This is a genomic window from Enterobacter cloacae complex sp. P13B, from assembly GCF_014895915.1.
Lineage (GTDB): Bacteria > Pseudomonadota > Gammaproteobacteria > Enterobacterales > Enterobacteriaceae > Enterobacter > Enterobacter bugandensis.
Window position 1 is genome coordinate 13,282 of record NZ_JADBQN010000001.1, and the last position, 18,887, is coordinate 32,168.

The following is an 18,887-nucleotide window of genomic DNA, read 5'->3' on the forward strand; positions in this document are numbered from 1 at the left end:
AGCAATTAATTTAATCGGTTTTACCTGGAAAAGGGGCGCAACCCGCGTTGCGCCGTAAAAATCAGGCGTTGAGAATATCGTCCAGATGCAGTTCTTCGCGGATCTGCTTAACCCACTTCTCTACACGCTCTGCGGTCAGTTCTGGCTGACGGTCTTCGTCAATGGCAAGTCCGACAAAATGATCGTCATCGGCCAGGCCTTTAGAGGCTTCGAAGTGGTAACCGGCAGTCGGCCAGTGGCCCACAATAACCGCGCCATTAGGCTCAATGATGTCGCGAATCGTCCCCAGCGCATCACAGAAGTACTCGGCGTAATCTTCCTGATCGCCACAACCGAACAGGGCAACCAGCTTGCCGTTGAAGTCCACCTCTTCCAGCGTCGGGAAGAAATCGTCCCAGTCGCACTGGGCTTCACCGTAGTACCAGGTTGGAATACCCAGCAGCAGAATGTCATAGCCCTCGAGATCTTCTTTGCTGCTCTTGGCGATGTCATGCACATCAGCAACGTCTTTACCGAGCTGTTTCTGAATGTTTTTTGCGATATTTTCGGTATTGCCGGTATCACTGCCGAAGAAAATGCCGATGATTGCCATGAGTAAAATAACCTCTTGAAACTTAATGGTATGGTGGCGCAATTCGGCCACGGATAAGGGCAATAATAGCAGAACTGGCAACCCTGCGGAAACCGCTATCGCGCAGGACTGCACTCTGTGCTACATGAAAAGGGCGATAAAGGGGTTTTTCAGACTTATGCCTGGCTGCGCAGCGTCTCAAGTTGGGCGATGAGCATCTCTTCAATAAGCTCGCTGCGGCTGATATTACGCGCCTCTGCCAGCTCGTTAAGCGCATCGACCGCGTCGGCGTTGAGCTTCAGTTCGACACGCTTAAGCCCACGATTTTTATCGCGTTTAAGCTGATTGCGTTTATTGATACGCAGCTGTTCATCGCGCGAAAGCGGATTCGTTTTCGGTCGTCCCGGTCGACGCTCATTCGCGAACAGATCTAGTGTCGTACGGTCCGTTTGTTCTTTGGCCATGATTATGAGACTTCGGGGGAAACACGCCGCCCTGCTAAAGCCCGGGCGATAAGCGCGCCATCATACATCACCAAAAACGGCACGCCAATGACTGGAAGCCCGTCATCTTCCAGTCGCTCTCTTTTTAATCAATTTGCAGTATCAGCGAGATAGCGGCGAATGGCGCGCAGTACAGCATCAGGTTTTTCCGCATGCACCCAGTGTCCGGCACCGGCAATGACGTGGGCGCGCGCCTGCGGGAATTGTGCCAGCAGCGTGTCGCGGTACGCGTCGGTAATATAAGGAGAGTTACCGCCGCGAATAAAGAGGGCAGGGTGTGGCCAGGTGGGAACGGTTTCCCAGCCCACGATGTTGTTGTACTGGTCCCACAGCACCGGCACGTTAAAACGCCACTGCCCGTCAACAAACGACTTCAAAAGGAACTGCACCACGCCTTCTTCATCAAGATGCTCACGCATAACCGCTGCCGCCTGCTGACGAGTGGAAACGCCAGCTTCGGTTACGGCATTGATCGCCGCGAAAATCTCATCGTGACGGCGAACGTCGTAATCCACAGGCGCAACGTCAATCACGACAAGCCCGGAAATTCGCTCTGGCGCCAGCGCGGTGAGCGCCATAACCGCTTTACCGCCCATTGAATGCCCGATGAGGGTCACCTTCTGCAGGTTGTGCGCGTCCAGCGTATCCAGCAGATCCTGCGCCATTGCCGCATAGGTCATTTCGTCTGAGCGGCCGGAAAGCCCGTGGTTGCGCATATCGACCTGTAAAATATCGTGATCGGTAACCAAATCGCGGGCCAGCACGCCCAGGTTATCCAGGCTGCCAAAAAGTCCATGAACCAGCACGATGGGGGAATTATTGTTCGGCGATTGTGCAGTTTGCGCTCGGGTATTCAATTTCATGGCAAAGTTCTTTTTTTACGTATGTCAGGTTAGGGTATCATGTTGACCATTCTGCCGCCCGGCTGCAAGGTTCCAGTTTAATCTGACTTTTGCCGCCAACCTGGTTTGACGCTATCCGCTGTTGGGATTTGACCTTATAATCCCAATGACTTGTATTCAGATAAGATATCGCACTGGATTAAGATGAAAACAATCGAAGTTGATGACGAACTCTATCAGTATATTGCCAGCCAGACGCGGCATATCGGGGAGAGCGCGTCCGACATTTTACGGCGCATGCTTAAAATTTCCGCCGCTTCACAGCCTGCCACCCCAGTTACCAAAGATGTCGTGTCTCAGCCGAGCGTTGCTGCACAAGCAAAACCTGCCGTGACGCCGGTAAAAGATAAAGTGCGCGCGATGCGCGAACTGCTGCTCTCCGACGAATATGCGGAGCAGAAAAAGGCGGTTAACCGTTTTATGCTGGTGCTGTCTACACTTTACTCCCTGGATAACAAAGCGTTTGCTGAAGCGACCGAGTCGCTGCACGGCCGTACCCGCGTCTATTTCGCGGGCGACGAGCAGACGCTGCTGCAAAATGGCAATCAAACCAAACCTAAACATGTCCCTGGCACTCCGTACTGGGTGATCACCAATACCAATACGGGCCGCAAGTGCAGCATGATTGAACACATCATGCAGTCCATGCAGTTCCCGGCGGAATTGATTGAAAAGGTTTGCGGTACAATTTAACCCTTGCATCATAAGGACCCGGTAATGGCAAATCACAGCCGTGCAGGCCAACCTGCACAACAAAGCGATTTGATTAACGTCGCTCAGCTGACCGCGCAGTATTACGTGCTGAAACCGGTCGTGGGCAACGCAGAACACGCAGTGAAGTTTGGTACATCTGGTCACCGCGGCAGCGCGGCGCGCCACAGCTTTAACGAACCGCACATTCTGGCCATTGCTCAGGCCATTGCGGAAGAGCGCGCTAAAAACGGCGTTACCGGTCCGTGCTACGTGGGCAAAGATACCCATGCGCTGTCTGAACCGGCGTTTATTTCCGTGCTGGAAGTGCTGGCGGCGAACGGTGTGGACGTGATTGTTCAGGAGAACAATGGGTTTACTCCAACACCAGCAGTATCAAACGCGATCCTTGTGCACAACAAAAAAGGTGGCGCGCAGGCTGACGGTATCGTCATCACGCCATCCCACAACCCGCCGGAAGACGGTGGTATCAAATACAACCCGCCTAACGGCGGCCCTGCTGACACTAACGTCACCAAAGTGGTGGAAGATCGTGCAAACGCGCTGCTGGCCGACGGTCTGAAAGGCGTTAAACGTATTTCTCTTGATGAGGCGATGGCTTCCGGCCACGTGAAAGAGCAAGATCTGGTTCAGCCGTTTGTGGAAGGGCTGGCGGATATCGTCGATATGGCGGCGATTCAGAAAGCCGGCCTGAAGCTGGGCGTGGATCCGCTGGGCGGCTCCGGTATTGACTACTGGAAGCGCATCGCCGAGCACTACAAGCTGGATCTGACCATCGTGAACGATCACGTCGATCAGACCTTCCGCTTTATGCACCTGGACAAAGACGGCGCGATCCGTATGGACTGCTCCTCCGAATGCGCGATGGCGGGCCTGCTGGCGCTGCGCGATAAATTCGACCTGGCGTTTGCTAACGACCCGGACTATGACCGTCACGGTATCGTCACCCCTGCCGGGCTGATGAATCCGAACCACTATCTGGCTGTTGCAATCAACTACCTGTTCCAGCACCGTCCGCAGTGGGGCAAAGAGGTGGCTGTCGGTAAAACGCTGGTCTCTTCTGCGATGATCGACCGCGTGGTGGACGCGCTGGGCCGCAAGCTGGTGGAAGTGCCGGTAGGCTTCAAGTGGTTCGTTGACGGTCTGCACGACGGCAGCTTTGGCTTCGGCGGCGAAGAGAGCGCAGGCGCGTCCTTCCTGCGTTTCGACGGCACCCCGTGGTCAACCGATAAAGACGGCATCATCATGTGCCTGCTGGCGGCGGAGATTACCGCGGTTACCGGTAAAAACCCGCAGGAACATTACAACGAGCTGGCTGCACGCTTTGGTGCACCAAGCTATAACCGTATTCAGGCTGGCGCGACCTCTGCGCAAAAAGCGGCTTTGTCCAAACTCTCTCCGGAGATGGTGAGCGCAAGCACTCTGGCAGGCGATCCGATCACCGCGCGTCTGACGGCGGCACCGGGTAACGGTGCGTCTATCGGCGGCCTGAAAGTGATGACCGAAAATGGCTGGTTCGCCGCGCGTCCGTCCGGTACGGAAGATGCGTACAAGATCTATTGCGAAAGCTTCCTCGGCGCAGAGCATCGCCAGCAGATTGAGAAAGAAGCGGTAGAGATTGTCAGCGAAGTGCTGAAAAACGCATAACTGCGGTTTGTATGCCGGGCGGCACTGCGTTTGCCCGGCCTACAACAGCGATCGTAGGCCCGGTAAGCGTTAGCGCCACCGGGCTTTTTTTTAGCTATGTTTGTTCTTCAATTCAAATCTCGGCGACACCAGACCGTACAGCGTCCAGCCCATAAAGGTCACTATCGCCCCGTACAGCATCGCCTCCTGTCCGGACGAGTAGAGCGCATAGAAGCTGTATATCGCCCCAACCAGCGCCACGATATTCGCTACTCGCGCTTTGTGCGGATCCACCTTCGCCACCTTCTGAATGATCGCCAGCGCCGCCATCGACAGAATATACGGGATGATGTTCGTCACCACCGCCAGGTTGACCAGCACGTTGAACTGGCTGTTCAGCGACGGGCTGATGGTCATTAGCGATAATCCGCTCTGGAAGATGACAATTGCCAGCATCCCCTGCACCGGCGCATCGGCTTTGGTCACGCGGGAGAAGATTTTCGGGAAATAGCCTTCATCTGCCGAAGATTTAAAAACCTGTGCAATGGTGAACTGCCAGCCAAGCAGCGATCCGCAGCAGGACATCACCATCAACCCCATGATCACTTTCCCGACTTCCGGGGTGAACATCTGCGCAAAGGCCAGTCCGAACGGTGCCGTGGAGTTAGCCAGATCCATGTTTGGCACGATCCCCGCTATCACGTTGGTTGAAACGATATAGATCACCGCCGCTCCCAGCGTCCCGCCGAGAACCGCAATCGGCACGTTCTTCTCCGGATTTTCCACCACTTCCGCATTTGCGCAGGCGGATTCCAGGCCCAGGAAAGCCCAGAGCGTCATGGCGATAGACGAGCCCACGGCGGTGAAGAACGGCACATGGTGCGGGTTCCAGGAGTTGACGTACAGCGTCGGGCTAAACCAGAACCAGCCGATGATGCACAGACCGACCACCGGGATGATCACGCCCCAGACGGTGATGCTGCTGAGCTGTCCGGTGATGCGCGCGCCGCCAAAGTTGGCGACGGTACAGATCCACAGCACGCCGATGGTCGCCAGCCCAATTTGCACCGGGCTGAGCGTCGCGCCAAACAGCTCCGTACCGTAGCCCACGGCGGAGATGGCAATCGCCACGTTGGCGATCAGCAGCGACACCCCATAGGTATAGTTCGCCATAAAGTTGCCGGACTTGCCGAAGGCGTACTCGGCATAGCCGCCCATGCCGCCTGACTTGCGGCTGAACATCCCGCACTTGGCAAACGCCCACGCCAGCGCCATCGATCCGACAGCCGTCACCAGCCAGGAGATGATAGAGATGGTCCCCACCTCGGCAAGCTTGGTGGGCAGCATGATAATCCCGGAGCCCATCATGTTAACCATGGTGAGGATAGTCAGCTGCACCACGCCCATCTTATTGGACTTGCTCATAATTTTTCTCCTTTCAGCAGCGATGGCTGAGCAGCGGATTGTTTGATGACGTAGCAGCGAACCTGTTTGCGACCGTCACACTCCTCGACGTACACGCCCTGCAGCTCCGGCGCGAAGCCCGGCAGCAGGTTGATGCCTTCTTCCAGCGCGGCAAAGTAGCGCAGCACGGAACCGCCCCAGACTTCCCCTGGAACCACGCACAGTACCCCCGGCGGGTAAGGGAGCGCACCTTCGGCGGCGATGCGGCCTTCCGCGTCGCGCAGGGAGACCAGCTCGACCTCACCGCGCAGGTAGGCGTAGTTCGCCTCTTGCGGGTTCATCATCACGCGCGGGAAGTGAGACTTGCGGAACATCTCTTTTTGCAGCTGCTTCACGTTGTGACGGGCGTACAGGTCGTGCATCTCCTGGCAGATCTGGCGCAGGGTGTAATCCGCGTAACGTTCCGGATGCTGTTTGTAGAGGGAGGGCAGGACGTCTTTCAGCGGCACATCGCTCTCAAGCAGTTTTTCGAAGCGCACCAGCTGGGCGACCAGCTGCTGCAGCTTGCCCATGTTCTCCGCAGGGGTGAGCAGGAACAGGATCGAGTTGAGATCGCATTTTTCCGGCACGATGCCGTTTTCACGCAGGAAATTGGCGAGAATGGTGGCGGGCACGCCGAAGTCGTCATACTCCCCGGTGCGGGCGTTAATGCCCGGCGTAGTCAGGAGGAGCTTGCACGGGTCGATAAAATACTGATGCGCAGCGTAGCCTTCAAAAGCGTGCCAGCGTTCACCCGGTACGAAATGGAAGAAGCGCAGATCGGTTGCAATCTCTGCCGTGTCCCAGCTTTCCCACGCGCGGCCATCCACCGTCTCGGGCACAAATGGACGAATAAATCGGCAGTTCTCCAGGATCAGCTTGCGCGCCTCAATGCCCGTCACCACGCAGTCCATCCACATGTTGCGGCCGCTTTGCCCCTCATGCATGCGGGCGTTAATGTCCAGCGCGGCAAACAGCGGATAAAACGGGCTGGTGGAGGCGTGCATCATAAAGGCATTGTTGAGCCGCTTATGTGGGACATAGCGCTGCTGGCCTTTGATGTGGCTGTCCTTCTTGTGAATTTGCGAGGTCTGCGAGAAGCCAGCCTGCTGTTTATGCACGGACTGGGTGACCAGAATCCCCGGATCGTTTTCGTTCAGCACCAGCAGCAGCGGCGAGCAGTCGGCCATCATCGGAATAAACTGCTCGTAACCCACCCAGGCCGAGTCAAACAGGATGTAATCACACAGGTGCCCAATCTTATCCACCACCTGACGGGCGTTGTAGATGGTGCCATCGTAGGTGCCCAGCTGGATCACCGCCAGACGGAACGGACGCGCATCGCGTGCACGGCCAGGCGCCACCTCTGCCACCTGTTCACGCAGGTAGCTCTCCTCAAAGCAGTGCGCGTCAATGCCGCCGATAAAGCCGTACGGGTTGCGCGCGGTTTCCAGATAGACCGGCGTTGCGCCAGCCTGGAGGAGGGCACCGTGATGGTTAGATTTGTGGTTGTTACGGTCGAACAGCACCAGGTCGCCCGGAGTGAGCAGGGCGTTCAACACCACTTTGTTGGACGACGAGGTGCCGTTCAGCACGAAGTAGGTCTTATCGGCGTTAAAGACTTTTGCCGCATGCTGCTGGGCAATGCACGGTGCGCCTTCGTGGATCAGCAGATCCCCCATCGCCACGTCGGCGTTGCACAGATCGGAGCGGAATAACGTCTCGCCAAAGAAATCGACAAACTGATTGCCGGCAGGATGACGGCGGAAAAACTGCCCGCCCTGATGCCCCGGGCAGTCAAACGCGCTGTTGCCCTGCTTCACGTAGTCGACAAGGGCCCGGAAAAACGGCGGGCGCAGCTGGGTTTCATACTTCTGCGCGGCCGCTTCCAGCTGGCGTCCATAAAAGTCTTTGCTGGTGTCTGAATGCTCAAATACGCCGTGAATGCGCGATAAATAATCTGCCGGGATGATCTCTTCTTTGTGCGTCGCGACAAATACGGGAATGCCAAAACCGGTAGCTTCTATTTCTTCCAGGATACCGCTGGCAATATCCGTGACCGCCAGAACAATGGCGGCAACATCAATATAATCAGAAGCGCGGACATCCACCACTTCACGCTGGGTAGTAAAGCAGTCCGGGCATGCACGGCTGGCTGCGATTTTTAAATTTTTCATCTTTCTCTCTTTATTTTAGGTAATAAGCGTCCCTCGATTTCTTGCAAGAAAGAAATCGATAATTTTCCGGAAAAAAAGCAAAGGGTAGCCGCTGATTAAAATCAGTGAATTGCTTTTTTGATGATTGAAATTCAGTCCGCCCGGTGCGGATGAGTCTGAATCAAGATGAATGAGCGCACGAGTTCACAGGCAATTGCCTGTAAGTTAAGGTTTTTCAGGATAACCTGTAAGCGAGTGCGCCAGAAGTCGAAGGACTACCGGGCATTAAAGAGATGAAAGTCAAAGCAGTTTCGGTGGGCAAACATCATAATATGCGTTGTCCGCCTTATATGGGGCATTAAGCGATTGTTGTTTTCCATGTTTCATTTTCCTTTCAGTAATTGAAAGCATGGTCATTTTATCCAGGCAAAGGCGATTAACCGTGAAGCAGATCACCATTAACCGATCATTTCAGAAATAATTAGTCGCTTTTGATGAATAATGCAGATCAAAATTCTGAATTGTTTGTGTTATGTTAATATATTGTGTTGTGATTGTTTAATGTGAGCGTAAATAATCAAAAAAATAAAGGTTGGGATATTTGTGAAATATTTTCTGAGAGGTTTCGTTTTTATTTAAAATAAATTGAATAGTTATTCAAAGCATAAACCGATAACCGATACCGGTTTCAGTTAATAAATGACGGGGACGCGCGGGGTCAACTTCAAGTTTCTGGCGAAGATGTCCCATATATATGCGTAAATAGTGACTATGCTCCACCGCGTTGGGTCCCCACACCTGACTTAACAGCTGGCGCTGGGTGAGTACTTTACCGTGATTATTAAGCAGCACGGCGAGCAGGCGAAACTCGATTGGCGTGAGATGGATTTCTTCTTCACCGCGCACAATACGTCGCGCGGCCAGATCAACCCGGATATCCCCAAACGTGTAGGTTGGGTCAGCAGGCGTGGTTGCGCTGTGGCGACGCAGTGCCACGCGAAGGCGGGCCTGTAGCTCGCCGATACCAAAAGGTTTTATCAGATAGTCGTCCGCCCCGGCATCCAGCGCGGCGATTTTATCCGTCTCTTCAGTACGGGCGGAGAGCACCAGAATCGGCATCTGGCTCCACTGACGTACCTCGCGGATAAAATCGATGCCGTCACCGTCCGGCAGGCCAAGATCGAGGATCACCAGGTCCGGCTTGCGGGTTGCGGCTTCAATTAACCCCCGCTGAAGCGTACCCGCATCATGAACGCGCAGACCATCGCCTTCCAGCGCTGCGCGCAGAAACCGGCTAATGGCGATCTCATCTTCAACAATCAGAACGTTGATCACAAATCCTCTGGTAATTCATTCAGTTCCGGCGGGGTTTCCAGAGGAAGTGTAACACAAAAACGCGCGCCGCCTTCCGGACGATTCTCCGCGAAAATGGTTCCGCCATGAACATCAATTATTGCCTGACAAATCGCCAGCCCCAGCCCCACGCCCGGGATGGCAGACTCCTTATTGCCGCGTGCGAATTTTTCGAAAATAGCCATCTCCTGTCCGGCAGGAATGCCTGGTCCGGTATCCCAGACGTCAAGACGAAGCGTGCCATCGACCACCGTCGCATCCACCCCAATCCGTGCGCTGGCACCCGCATATTTGCCGGCGTTTTCCAGCAGGTTAATCAACACTCGTTCAAACAGCGGACCGTCGACGTGAATTAACGTCAGGGGCTCGGGCATGTTCAGCGCAATATGCCGCCCACCGAGGCCGGGTTCGAGCATTTTCAGCGCGCTGCCCACCACCTCTTCAAGCGTGAGCCACTCTTTTTTGAGGTTAAAACCTCCCGACTGGATCCGCGCCATATCGAGCAGGTTATTCACCAGACGCGTGGTATTGAGCACGTGCTGACGGATTTCGCTGGCCTGCATGGCGTGTTTTGAACCTTCCGCTGCCAGGTCCAGCGTCAGGATTTCCGACTGGCCAAACAGGACGGTAAGAGGTGTGCGCAGGTCGTGTGATAGCGCCGCCAGCAGCGAGTTACGAATGCTTTCGCGCTCGCTTGCCAGCCGGGCCTGCTCTTCGCTGGCGGTGAGGGCCAGCCGTTCCAGCGCGCTGGCAACCAGCAGCGTAAAGGTCTCCAGCAGTCGCTGCTGTTCGGGGATCATCAGCTGGCGCAGATTGGAGGGCTCCACGATAACCAGCCCCAGGTTTTTATCGGCGCTGCGCAGGGGCAGAATTTGATAGGGCACGCCGGGCAGGGTGTCGGTCCCTGCACCCGCCGGTAGCCCTTTATCAAAGCTCCAGCGGGCGATGGCTTCGTCCCAGGGCGTCATGCCCGAGGCCGACGTCAGCGGGCGCAGCTTGCCGTGATCGTCCGGGAGTAAAATCAGGTTGCTGGCATGAAAGGTCGAGCGAATAAACTGCTCGCTGGTCTGCACAATATCCAGCGGCGTGCGGCCTACCGCCAGCGATTTCGACATCTCATAAAGATGCCGCGTGCGCTGTTCGCGATAGCGGGCGATACGCGCCTGGTAGCGCACGCCAGCCGTTAAGTTCCCTATCACCAGCCCGACGGTGAGCATCACGGCGAAGGTGAGGATGTACTGTACGTCCGAGACGGCGAGCGTCCCGCGGGGGGCAATAAAGAACAGATCGAAGCTGATGACGTTAATAACCGTCGCCAGTACTGACGGCCAGCGTCCGTAAAATAGCGCCACCACTACCACGCCCAGCAGGTAGATCATCACCAGGTTGGCCGCGTCGAAGGCAATCAGCCATTTGCTGGCGATTATAGTGATCAGGGCGCAGAGCACGATGGCGACAAGGCAGCCGCGGAGCTGAATGCGCCATTTATCGCTGAAGGCCCGGCTGTCCGGCGCGCGGCTGGGGAGGGGAGCAGGTTTATCATCCAGCGCCACGATCACCAGGTCCAGATCCGGCGCGCGGCGGGCCAGTTTGTCGGCAAAGGATTCGCGGCTAAACCAGCGGCGATGCTGGCGGCGGCCAATGACAATTTTCCCCAGGTTATGCTCCCGCGCGTAGCGCAGAATGGCCTTATCTTCCTGCGGATCGGAAAGGGTAGCGGTTTCGGCACCCAGCTCCTGCGCAAGGCGCAGCGAGCTCAGGATCGCGCGGCGCTGGTTTTCGGGCAGAGCGTGCAGCTGCGGCGTTTCGACATACACCGCATGCCAGACGCTGCCAAATTTGGCCGCCAGGCGCGCGGCGGTGCGGACCAGTTTTTCATTGCCGCTGCCGTGCCCCACGCACAGCAGAATGGCATCCCGCGTATGCCAGACGCGCTCCTGTCCCTGCAGGTCGCGCCAGGCGCGCATCTGATCGTCAACGCGATCGGCAGTACGACGCAGGGCCAGCTCGCGCAGGGCAATCAGGTTACCTTTGCGGAAGAAATGTTCGATGGCGCGCTCGGCCTGGCCGGCAATATAAACCTTGCCTTCGTGCAGGCGCTGGCGCAAATCGTCAGGAGGCAGGTCAACCAGCACCACCTCATCGGCAGAATCAAAGAACGGGTCGGGCACCGTCTCGCGCACCTGAATGCCGGTCACGCCGCTGACTACGTCGTTCAGACTTTCAAGATGCTGAACGTTAACCGTCGTGAACACATCAATGCCGGCCTCGAGCAGCTCTTCAACATCCTGCCAGCGTTTGGGATGGCGTGAGCCTGGCGCATTGCTGTGCGCCAGTTCGTCCATCAGGATAAGGGCGGGACGGCGGGCGAGGGCGGCATCAATATCAAACTCCGTAACTAAACGACCACGGTGGCTGATGCGGCGGGGCGGCTGGGTAGCCAGCCCCTTCAGCAGCGACGCCGTCTCTTTGCGTCCGTGGGTTTCAACCACGCCGATCAGAATATCGAGCCCCTGCGCCCGAAGCCGCTGGGCTTCCGTCAGCATGGCGAAGGTTTTCCCGACGCCCGCGCAGGCGCCAAAGAAAATTTTCAGTTTGCCGCGATGGGCTTCAGCCGTCTGTTCAAGCAGCCTGTCCGGATCCGGGCGCATGGGCTCGTCGGTCATTTAGTTTTTCCTTAGCGCGTCCAGCGCCAGATTCAGCTCAACAATATTTACCACGGGCATGCCGATGAAGCTGACCAGCGGCTTTTGCGTGTGCTCTGCCACCAGCTTGCTCACCTGTTCGACGGTCAACTGACGGGCGGCGGCGACGCGCGGGATCTGCCAGGCCACCGCTGCCGGCGTCAGGCTGTAGTCCAGCCCGCTGGCCGAGGCGGTCACCAGCTCTACGGGCACCTCGCGGCTGGCCTGAGGATTGGCGGCACGCAGGGTTGCCACGCGTTCAGCGACGGCTTTGTCCAGCTCCGGGTTGCTGCCCGCCAGGTTACTGCCGCCGGATGCCATCGGATTATACGGGCTTTCGGCAGTGGCGGAAGGGCGTCCCTGGAAGTAGCGAGCATCCGTAAAGTTCTGACCAATCAGGCGTGAACCGCGGTTTTCGCCGTTTTGTATAATCAGCGAACCGTTGGCCTGATCCTTAAACCACCACTGGCCCAGCGCGGTGGTTACCAGCGGGTACAGCCCGCCGGTAATGAGAGACAGCAGAATAAACAAAAGTATAGCGGGGCGTAACATCGTCATTTGATTCACCTTTTAAACCAGCCCGAACAGGGTCAACAGCAGGTCGATAGCCTTAATACCGATGAAAGGCACCACCAGCCCGCCCAGGCCGTATATCCACAGGTTGCGGCGCAGCATGGCGGCGGCGGTCAGCGGCTTATAGCTCACGCCCTTCAGCGCCAGCGGAATAAGAAAGACAATGATCAGGGCGTTGAAAATCACCGCGCTCAGAATGGCCGATGCCGGAGAGTGCAGGTGCATCACGTTCAGCGCATTGAGCTGCGGATAGGTGGCCGCAAAGGCCGCCGGGATAATGGCGAAATACTTCGCCACGTCGTTGGCGATACTGAAGGTGGTCAGCGAACCGCGCGTCATCAGCATCTGCTTGCCGATGTGCACCACTTCAATCAGCTTGGTCGGGTTAGAGTCGAGGTCGACCATGTTGCCCGCCTCTTTTGCCGCCTGGGTACCGGAGTTCATCGCCACCGCCACGTCGGCCTGCGCCAGGGCAGGGGCATCGTTGGTACCGTCACCCGTCATCGCCACCAGACGACCTTCCGCCTGATACTGACGAATCAACGCCAGTTTCGCTTCCGGCGTGGCTTCGGAAAGGAAATCATCCACGCCCGCTTCGGCGGCAATCGCCGCGGCGGTAAGACGGTTATCCCCGGTGATCATCACCGTTTTAATGCCCATTTTACGCAGCTGGGCAAAGCGCTCTTTAATGCCGCCTTTGACGATATCTTTCAGGGCAATTACGCCCAGCACGTTCGCGCCTTCTGCCACCACCAGCGGCGTGGCCCCCTGACGGGCTACGCTTTCGACCAGGTTGTCCACTTCAGGTGGGAAGTGGCCATTGTTGGCCTCAATGTGGCGACGGATGGCGTCAACAGAGCCTTTACGGATCATGCGATCCTGAATGTTAATCCCGCTCATTCGGGTTTGCGCCGTAAACGGCACGAAAGTGGCATGCAGGCTCTGAACGTCGCGCTGGCGCAGGTTAAAGCGCTGCTTGGCGAGGATCACGATACTGCGGCCTTCCGGGGTTTCATCGGCAAGCGAGGAGAGCTGTGCCGCATCCGCCAGCGTTTTTTCATCCACGCCCGGGGCGGGTAAGAATTCGGATGCCTGGCGGTTACCGAGGGTAATGGTCCCGGTTTTATCCAGCAGCAAGACATCCACGTCACCGGCGGCTTCAACCGCGCGCCCGCTGGTGGCGATAACGTTGGCACCGAGCATACGGCTCATGCCGGCCACGCCGATGGCCGACAGCAGGCCGCCGATGGTGGTAGGGATCAGGCAGACCAGCAGCGCCACCAGCACCGTGACGGTGACCGCGGTACCGCCATAGGTGGAGAACGGCCACAGCGTCGCGGTTGCCAGCAGGAAGACAATGGTCAGGGCGACCAGCAGGATGGTCAGGGCAATTTCGTTCGGTGTTTTACGGCGTTGAGCGCCTTCCACCATGGCGATCATCCGGTCGAGGAAGGTTTCGCCCGGGTTGACGCTGCACTGGATCACCAGCCAGTCGGAAAGAATGCGCGTCCCACCCGTTACGGAGGCAAAATCACCGCCGGATTCACGGATCACAGGTGCGGATTCCCCGGTAATGGCGCTTTCATCTACCGATGCGCCCCCTGCGATGACTTCTCCGTCGCACGGGATGATGTCGCCAGCTTCCACCAGCACCACATCACCTTTACGTAGTTCATCCGCCGGAACGTGGTCCATCTGCGCGCCGTATTTCGGTTCACGTAATTTCCGCGCAAACGCCGTTTTTTTCACCCCTTTCAGGCTGTTGGCCTGCGCTTTACTCCGGCCTTCCGCCAGCGCTTCGGCAAAGTTGGCGAATAGCACGGTAAACCACAGCCACAGGCTGATGGCCCCGGTAAACATCGCGTTTCCCGGCATGTGACCCGTCCCCATGGCAATCGCCAGTACGGTGGTCAGGACGCTGCCGGCCCAGACGATAAACATCACCGGGTTGTGCCATTGCACGCGCGGGCTCAGCTTTTTGACCGCATCCATAAGCGCCTGACGAACTAACGTCGGTTCGAGCAGGGCCAGTTGTTTACGACTCATGACAAATACTCCGCAAAATCAGCGTAAAGAGAGAGTTTCCGCGACCGGGCCTAACGCGAGGGCGGGGATAAAGGTCAGGGCGCCGACCAGCAACACGGTGCCCGTCAGCAGGCCGATAAACAGCGCGCCGTGGGTCGGTAACGTCCCGGTGGTGGTCGGTTGGATTTTTTTATTCACCAGCGATCCGGCAATCGCCATAACCGGCACAATGATCCCGAAGCGGCCCACGAACATGCAGAACGCCAGCAGACAGTTCCAGAACGGAGAGTTGGCGCTTAAGCCTGCAAAGGCGCTACCGTTGTTGTTGGCGGCCGAGGAGACGGCATACAGCACTTCGCTAAAGCCGTGAATGCCCGGGTTAAAGATGCCGCTGCGTCCGGCCTCGGTCATCAGGGCCAGCGCGGTGCCGAGCAGCACAAGCGCCGGGGTGACCAGAATCGCCAGCGCGGTTAATTTCATCTCGCGAACGTCGATTTTTTTACCGAGGTATTCCGGGGTGCGGCCAATCATCAAACCGGCAATAAACACCGCCAGCAGCACGAACAGGAGCATGCCGTAAAGACCGGAGCCCACGCCGCCAAACACCACCTCGCCGATCTGCATCAGCCACATCGGGATCATGCCGCCCAGCGCGGTGAAAGAGTCATGCATGGCGTTCACCGCCCCGCACGAGGCTGCTGTGGTGACGACTGCATAAAGGCTGCTGGCGAGAATGCCAAAGCGGCTCTCTTTACCTTCCATGTTGATATTGCTGTCAGCCCCCAGCTGCATGAAATGGGGGTTGCCGCTCCATTCAGCCCACATCACCAGCGCCACGCAGACCACGAAGATCAGCGACATGGTCCAGAGCAGTGTGCGGCCCTGACGGCGATCGTTGACCACATCACCAAAGGCGAAACAGAGCGCGGCGGGGATCAGGAAGATCGCCAGCATCTGCACAAAATTGGTCAGGGCGGTAGGGTTTTCAAACGGATGCGACGAGTTGGCGTTGAAGAATCCGCCGCCGTTGGTGCCGAGCATCTTGATGGCTTCCTGCGACGCCACTGGCCCCATCGGCAGGATCTGTTTTGCTCCTTCAAGCGAGGTATAAGGCGCGTAAGGCAGCAGGTTTTGCAGGGTGCCCTGCTGAATAAAGAACAGCGCGATGAGCAGCGCAATCGGCAGCAGGATCCACAGCGTAATGCGCGTCAAATCCACCCAGGCGTTACCCAGGGTACCGATTTTCTGACGTGCAAACGCGCGCGTCAGCGCGAAAATTACTGCGATACCGCTGGCGGCAGAGAGGAAGTTCTGCACGGTTAACCCGACCATCTGGCTGAAGTAGCTGAGCGTGGTTTCACCGGCATAGGACTGCCAGTTGGTGTTGGTAACAAAACTGACTGCCGTATTCAGCGCCAGGTGCCAGGACAGGCCCGGTAACTCTTGCGGATTCAGCGGCAGGCTACCCTGCAGCATCAGCATGGCAAAAAGTGCAAAAAGCCCAACGATATTCAGCAGCAGAATAGCGAACAGATATTCACGCCAGTTCATCTCCCGATCGTCGATTCCCAGCACGCGCCAGATCCCTTTTTCAACGCTTCCCGTGCCGGGCAGGGGGACGTTGTTGATCAATCGCGCCAGTCCCGTTCCCAGCGGCCTTGCCAGAACGAACAATACCACTAAGAAGCTGGCAATAAGCAAAAACGCCTGAGCAGCCATCAGAATGCCTCCGCGTTAATCAGGGCATAGACCAGATAACCCAATAACAGGAACACCAGCACGATGCCGGCAATAAGACCTGCACTCACAATCCACCTCCGGGTGACTTTTGTTGTTGTGCTAACGGTAGGATTTATGGCGCAAAGATTTCGCAAAAATCAGAAGGGTGGGTGTAAAAAAAGTATAAAAATGGAAAGACCATAATTTAACTATTGATAAGTAAATCATTAACTTTTTTGTAACTTAATTACGGCGCGAATGTAAATATTCGCTAAATGAATAAAAATAAGTGGTCGGATGAGTAGTAAAATTACACGCAAAGCGATATTATTTTATCCAGGTCACAGATTTCACATTTTCCGGAGAAGGTTTCCGGCCAACTACAGGGGAGAAAAATATGGATCTTTATAAAGAGTATCCGGCTCATATCGTGTTCATGCGTCGCACTTTCGCCGTAGTGGCTGGCGTGCTGGCCCTGCCGGTGATGCTGTTCTGGAAAGATCGCGCGCGTTTTTATAGCTATCTGCACCGCGTCTGGGCGAAAACCAGCGAGAAGCCGGTGTGGATGGATCAGGCGGAGAAAGCGACCTGCGATTTCTATTGATACAACGCTGACGCGTAGCTATAAAAAAACCGCCAATAGCAATATGGCGGTTTTTTTGTCCCTCGGGATTCGCGGTCCGTTGGGTGGTCTTGCAGCCCCTACCCGGGATTTTTATCATACCCTTCTGTAAGAAGATGGCAATCCCTCGAAGCCTTTATAAATTCCTAATTTTATTCGGGTATCTTACCTTTGCAGCGGATAGTAATTATGATGCTGCGTCCCTTTCCGCCATCTCGCAAATGGGCATCGGTCCTGGGAAAGGTGTATTTTCAGCCGTAAAGCAGCCCGCCTACCCGGGCTTGTGTCCACCGACTTATCACCGGTGGTGAACGGTGGAGCGGTTAGCAGCAGGGACCGCATAGTGAAACGCTATATATGCATCGCGTTCATTGTCGCCAGCGTACTCGTTGTAAAGAGTGATGAACCTAATGCGTTTGTCGCTTTAACCACGATAGCGCAGGACAAGTAGCGTTAAGGCCGCCCCGGGCGGCCTTTTTTATTTCATCCCGTCTACACTTCATGGCAAAGTAGTTCAATGCATGCTTTTTCCTTGTACGGCATGCCCTTATGGACATAATGGACAATAGCCTGGAGTTTTATGCCCACCCATCTGGTTTGGTTTCGCGCGGATTTGCGCGTACATGACAACATCGCTCTCGCGGCAGCCTGCCGCTCTGATGACGCCAGCGTACTGGCGCTATTTATCGCCACGCCTGAGCAGTGGCAGCAGCATGATATGGCTCCGCGGCAGGCGGCTTACCTCAAATCACACCTGAACGAACTGCAGCACGCGCTTGCCGAGAAAGGCATTCCGCTGATCTACAAAGAGGTCAGCGATTTTACCGCGCAGCTTCATATGCTGCAGGAGATATGCCAGCAGAACGGCGTCACGCATCTTTTTTATAACTACCAGTACGAACTGAACGAACAACAACGGGACCGCCAGCTGGAGAAAATGCTGGGAGAGGTGGTATGTGAGGGATTTGATGACAGCGTGATGCTGGCACCGGGCAGCGTTATGACCGGCGGTCACGAAATGTATAAAGTGTTTACGCCGTTTAAAAATGCTTTTGTTAAGCGCCTGAAAGAGGCGCTGCCGGAGTGCGTACCCGCGCCCGCCGCCAGAGGAGAGGCTATAACCGATCTCCCCGAATTAACGTTCAACTATCCCCAACGGGCATTTGATGAACTTCTGTTCCCTGCCAGTGAGAAGGCCGCTATTGCGAAGCTGCGCCAGTTTTGCAAGCAGGGCGCGGGAGAATACGACGCGCGCAGGGATTTCCCGGCAATTGAAGGGACAAGCCGGTTATCGGCCTGCCTGGCGCTGGGCGTGCTCTCTCCTCGCCAGTGTTTGCATCGTCTTCTGGCCGAACAGCCGCAGGCGCTGGACGGTGGTGCGGGCTCGGTGTGGCTGAACGAACTTATCTGGCGTGAATTCTACCGCCATCTGATGACGTACCACCCCAATCTCTGTAAGCATCGTCCGTTCATTCCGTGGACCGACAGCGTAAAATGGCAGCACGATGAGGTACTTTTACAGGCCTGGCAAAAAGGGGAGACGGGCTATCCGATTGTGGACGCCGCTATGCGCCAGCTAAATGAAACCGGGTGGATGCACAATCGTCTGCGAATGATTACCGCGAGCTTCCTGGTGAAAGATCTGCTTATCGACTGGCGAATCGGAGAGCGCTATTTTATTTCTCAGCTGATCGATGGCGATCTGGCAGCGAATAACGGTGGCTGGCAGTGGGCGGCCTCTACCGGCACCGATGCGGCTCCCTATTTCAGGATTTTTAATCCGACCACTCAGGGGCAAAAATTTGATGCCAACGGCGACTTTATTCGCCGCTGGTTGCCCGCGCTCAGGAACGTTCCTGAAAAAGCGATCCATGACCCGTGGGCATGGGCGGATAAACAGGGCGTAAAGCTCGATTATCCCCGCCCGATTGTCGACCATAAACAGGCGCGCGTCGCCACGCTGGCGGCGTACGAAGCCGCACGAAAAGTTTGAGAGAAT

The 18,887-nt window shown here is 56.3% G+C and carries 16 protein-coding genes; 4 read left to right on the forward strand and 12 right to left on the reverse strand.

Translation table 11 applies throughout. From position 1 onward, the window contains the following. Positions 1-61: 61 nt before the first annotated feature. From fldA to ybfF, 3 genes are all read right to left on the reverse strand, one after another. Entirely contained in the window at positions 62-592 is a 531-nt protein-coding gene (gene fldA / locus IM273_RS00055) for a flavodoxin FldA (RefSeq protein ID WP_008501067.1), read from the reverse strand. A gap of 155 nt (positions 593-747) precedes the next feature. Continuing rightward, positions 748-1,035, reverse strand: a complete 288-nt coding sequence (ybfE, locus tag IM273_RS00060; protein ID WP_014883017.1) for a LexA regulated protein — start codon at positions 1,033-1,035, stop codon at positions 748-750. A gap of 128 nt (positions 1,036-1,163) precedes the next feature. Further along, positions 1,164-1,937: an esterase gene (gene ybfF, locus IM273_RS00065; RefSeq protein ID WP_193051163.1), complete on the reverse strand. Its 774-nt coding sequence runs from the start codon at positions 1,935-1,937 to the stop codon at positions 1,164-1,166. A 183-nt stretch (positions 1,938-2,120) separates the two neighbouring features. Here ybfF and seqA point away from each other — a divergent pair, with 183 nt between their 5' ends. Together seqA and pgm are read left to right on the forward strand one after the other, a co-directional pair. Beyond that, positions 2,121-2,669 (forward strand): replication initiation negative regulator SeqA, encoded by a 549-nt coding sequence (seqA, locus tag IM273_RS00070; protein WP_028012363.1) that lies wholly within the window; start codon positions 2,121-2,123, stop codon positions 2,667-2,669. 24 nt (positions 2,670-2,693) lie between these two features. Continuing rightward, positions 2,694-4,334 (forward strand): phosphoglucomutase (alpha-D-glucose-1,6-bisphosphate-dependent), encoded by a 1,641-nt coding sequence (pgm, locus tag IM273_RS00075; RefSeq protein ID WP_193051165.1) that lies wholly within the window; start codon positions 2,694-2,696, stop codon positions 4,332-4,334. A gap of 90 nt (positions 4,335-4,424) precedes the next feature. Here the strand turns inward: pgm and potE are convergent, their stop codons facing one another. The 9 genes from potE to kdpF all read right to left on the reverse strand — a co-directional run bounded on the left by potE (position 4,425) and on the right by kdpF (position 16,355). Continuing rightward, complete coding sequence (gene potE, locus IM273_RS00080) at positions 4,425-5,738, reverse strand: putrescine-ornithine antiporter (RefSeq protein WP_045261089.1); 1,314 nt, start codon at positions 5,736-5,738, stop codon at positions 4,425-4,427. After that, on the reverse strand, positions 5,735-7,933 hold the full coding sequence (gene speF / locus IM273_RS00085; RefSeq protein WP_193051167.1) for an ornithine decarboxylase SpeF: 2,199 nt from the start codon (positions 7,931-7,933) through the stop codon (positions 5,735-5,737). Before speF ends, potE begins: the two co-directional genes overlap by 4 nt. A gap of 254 nt (positions 7,934-8,187) precedes the next feature. Continuing rightward, entirely contained in the window at positions 8,188-8,292 is a 105-nt protein-coding gene (gene speFL / locus IM273_RS00090) for a leader peptide SpeFL (protein ID WP_003858645.1), read from the reverse strand. Between the two features lie 277 nt (positions 8,293-8,569). Then, positions 8,570-9,247 carry a two-component system response regulator KdpE gene (gene kdpE / locus IM273_RS00095; RefSeq protein ID WP_008501074.1) on the reverse strand — a complete coding sequence of 226 codons (678 nt, stop codon included), beginning with the start codon at positions 9,245-9,247 and terminating at the stop codon, positions 8,570-8,572. Further along, positions 9,244-11,931 (reverse strand): two-component system sensor histidine kinase KdpD, encoded by a 2,688-nt coding sequence (gene kdpD / locus IM273_RS00100; protein ID WP_193051169.1) that lies wholly within the window; start codon positions 11,929-11,931, stop codon positions 9,244-9,246. The genes kdpE and kdpD overlap by 4 nt, the downstream gene beginning before the upstream one ends. After that, entirely contained in the window at positions 11,932-12,507 is a 576-nt protein-coding gene (gene kdpC, locus IM273_RS00105; protein WP_045261086.1) for a potassium-transporting ATPase subunit KdpC, read from the reverse strand. A 12-nt stretch (positions 12,508-12,519) separates the two neighbouring features. Next, positions 12,520-14,568: a potassium-transporting ATPase subunit KdpB gene (gene kdpB, locus IM273_RS00110; protein WP_193051171.1), complete on the reverse strand. Its 2,049-nt coding sequence runs from the start codon at positions 14,566-14,568 to the stop codon at positions 12,520-12,522. Positions 14,569-14,586: 18 nt separating this feature from the next. Beyond that, positions 14,587-16,266 carry a potassium-transporting ATPase subunit KdpA gene (kdpA, locus tag IM273_RS00115; RefSeq protein WP_193051173.1) on the reverse strand — a complete coding sequence of 560 codons (1,680 nt, stop codon included), beginning with the start codon at positions 16,264-16,266 and terminating at the stop codon, positions 14,587-14,589. After that, positions 16,266-16,355, reverse strand: coding sequence for a K(+)-transporting ATPase subunit F (gene kdpF / locus IM273_RS00120; RefSeq protein ID WP_014069365.1), 90 nt, complete (start codon positions 16,353-16,355; stop codon positions 16,266-16,268). Before kdpF ends, kdpA begins: the two co-directional genes overlap by 1 nt. Positions 16,356-16,663: 308 nt before the next feature. On the opposite strand from kdpF, the gene IM273_RS00125 reads away from it, so the two are divergent. Both IM273_RS00125 and phrB read left to right on the forward strand, forming a co-directional pair. Then, the gene (locus IM273_RS00125; protein WP_014069366.1) at positions 16,664-16,870 is read left to right on the forward strand and encodes a YbfA family protein; all 207 of its coding nucleotides are present in this window, start codon (positions 16,664-16,666) and stop codon (positions 16,868-16,870) included. A gap of 598 nt (positions 16,871-17,468) precedes the next feature. Beyond that, a complete protein-coding gene (gene phrB, locus IM273_RS00130) occupies positions 17,469-18,881 on the forward strand; it encodes a deoxyribodipyrimidine photo-lyase (protein ID WP_193051175.1) in 1,413 nt (470 codons plus the stop codon). The last annotated feature ends 6 nt before the right edge of the window (positions 18,882-18,887 follow it).

Excerpts from the sequence above, each read along its gene's own strand:
- pgm (WP_193051165.1), top strand. The coding sequence starts at position 2,694 with ATGGCAAATCACAGCCGTGCAGGCCAACCTGCACAACAAAGCGATTTG.
- ybfE (WP_014883017.1), bottom strand. The coding sequence starts at position 1,035 with ATGGCCAAAGAACAAACGGACCGTACGACACTAGATCTGTTCGCGAAT.
- phrB (WP_193051175.1), top strand. The coding sequence starts at position 17,469 with ATGCCCACCCATCTGGTTTGGTTTCGCGCGGATTTGCGCGTACATGAC.
- seqA (WP_028012363.1), top strand. The coding sequence starts at position 2,121 with ATGAAAACAATCGAAGTTGATGACGAACTCTATCAGTATATTGCCAGC.
- kdpC (WP_045261086.1), bottom strand. The coding sequence starts at position 12,507 with ATGACGATGTTACGCCCCGCTATACTTTTGTTTATTCTGCTGTCTCTC.
- fldA (WP_008501067.1), bottom strand. The coding sequence starts at position 592 with ATGGCAATCATCGGCATTTTCTTCGGCAGTGATACCGGCAATACCGAA.
- speF (WP_193051167.1), bottom strand. The coding sequence starts at position 7,933 with ATGAAAAATTTAAAAATCGCAGCCAGCCGTGCATGCCCGGACTGCTTT.
- speFL (WP_003858645.1), bottom strand. The coding sequence starts at position 8,292 with ATGGAAAACAACAATCGCTTAATGCCCCATATAAGGCGGACAACGCAT.
- kdpB (WP_193051171.1), bottom strand. The coding sequence starts at position 14,568 with ATGAGTCGTAAACAACTGGCCCTGCTCGAACCGACGTTAGTTCGTCAG.
- ybfF (WP_193051163.1), bottom strand. The coding sequence starts at position 1,937 with ATGAAATTGAATACCCGAGCGCAAACTGCACAATCGCCGAACAATAAT.
- kdpA (WP_193051173.1), bottom strand. The coding sequence starts at position 16,266 with ATGGCTGCTCAGGCGTTTTTGCTTATTGCCAGCTTCTTAGTGGTATTG.
- potE (WP_045261089.1), bottom strand. The coding sequence starts at position 5,738 with ATGAGCAAGTCCAATAAGATGGGCGTGGTGCAGCTGACTATCCTCACC.
- kdpD (WP_193051169.1), bottom strand. The coding sequence starts at position 11,931 with ATGACCGACGAGCCCATGCGCCCGGATCCGGACAGGCTGCTTGAACAG.
- IM273_RS00125 (WP_014069366.1), top strand. The coding sequence starts at position 16,664 with ATGGATCTTTATAAAGAGTATCCGGCTCATATCGTGTTCATGCGTCGC.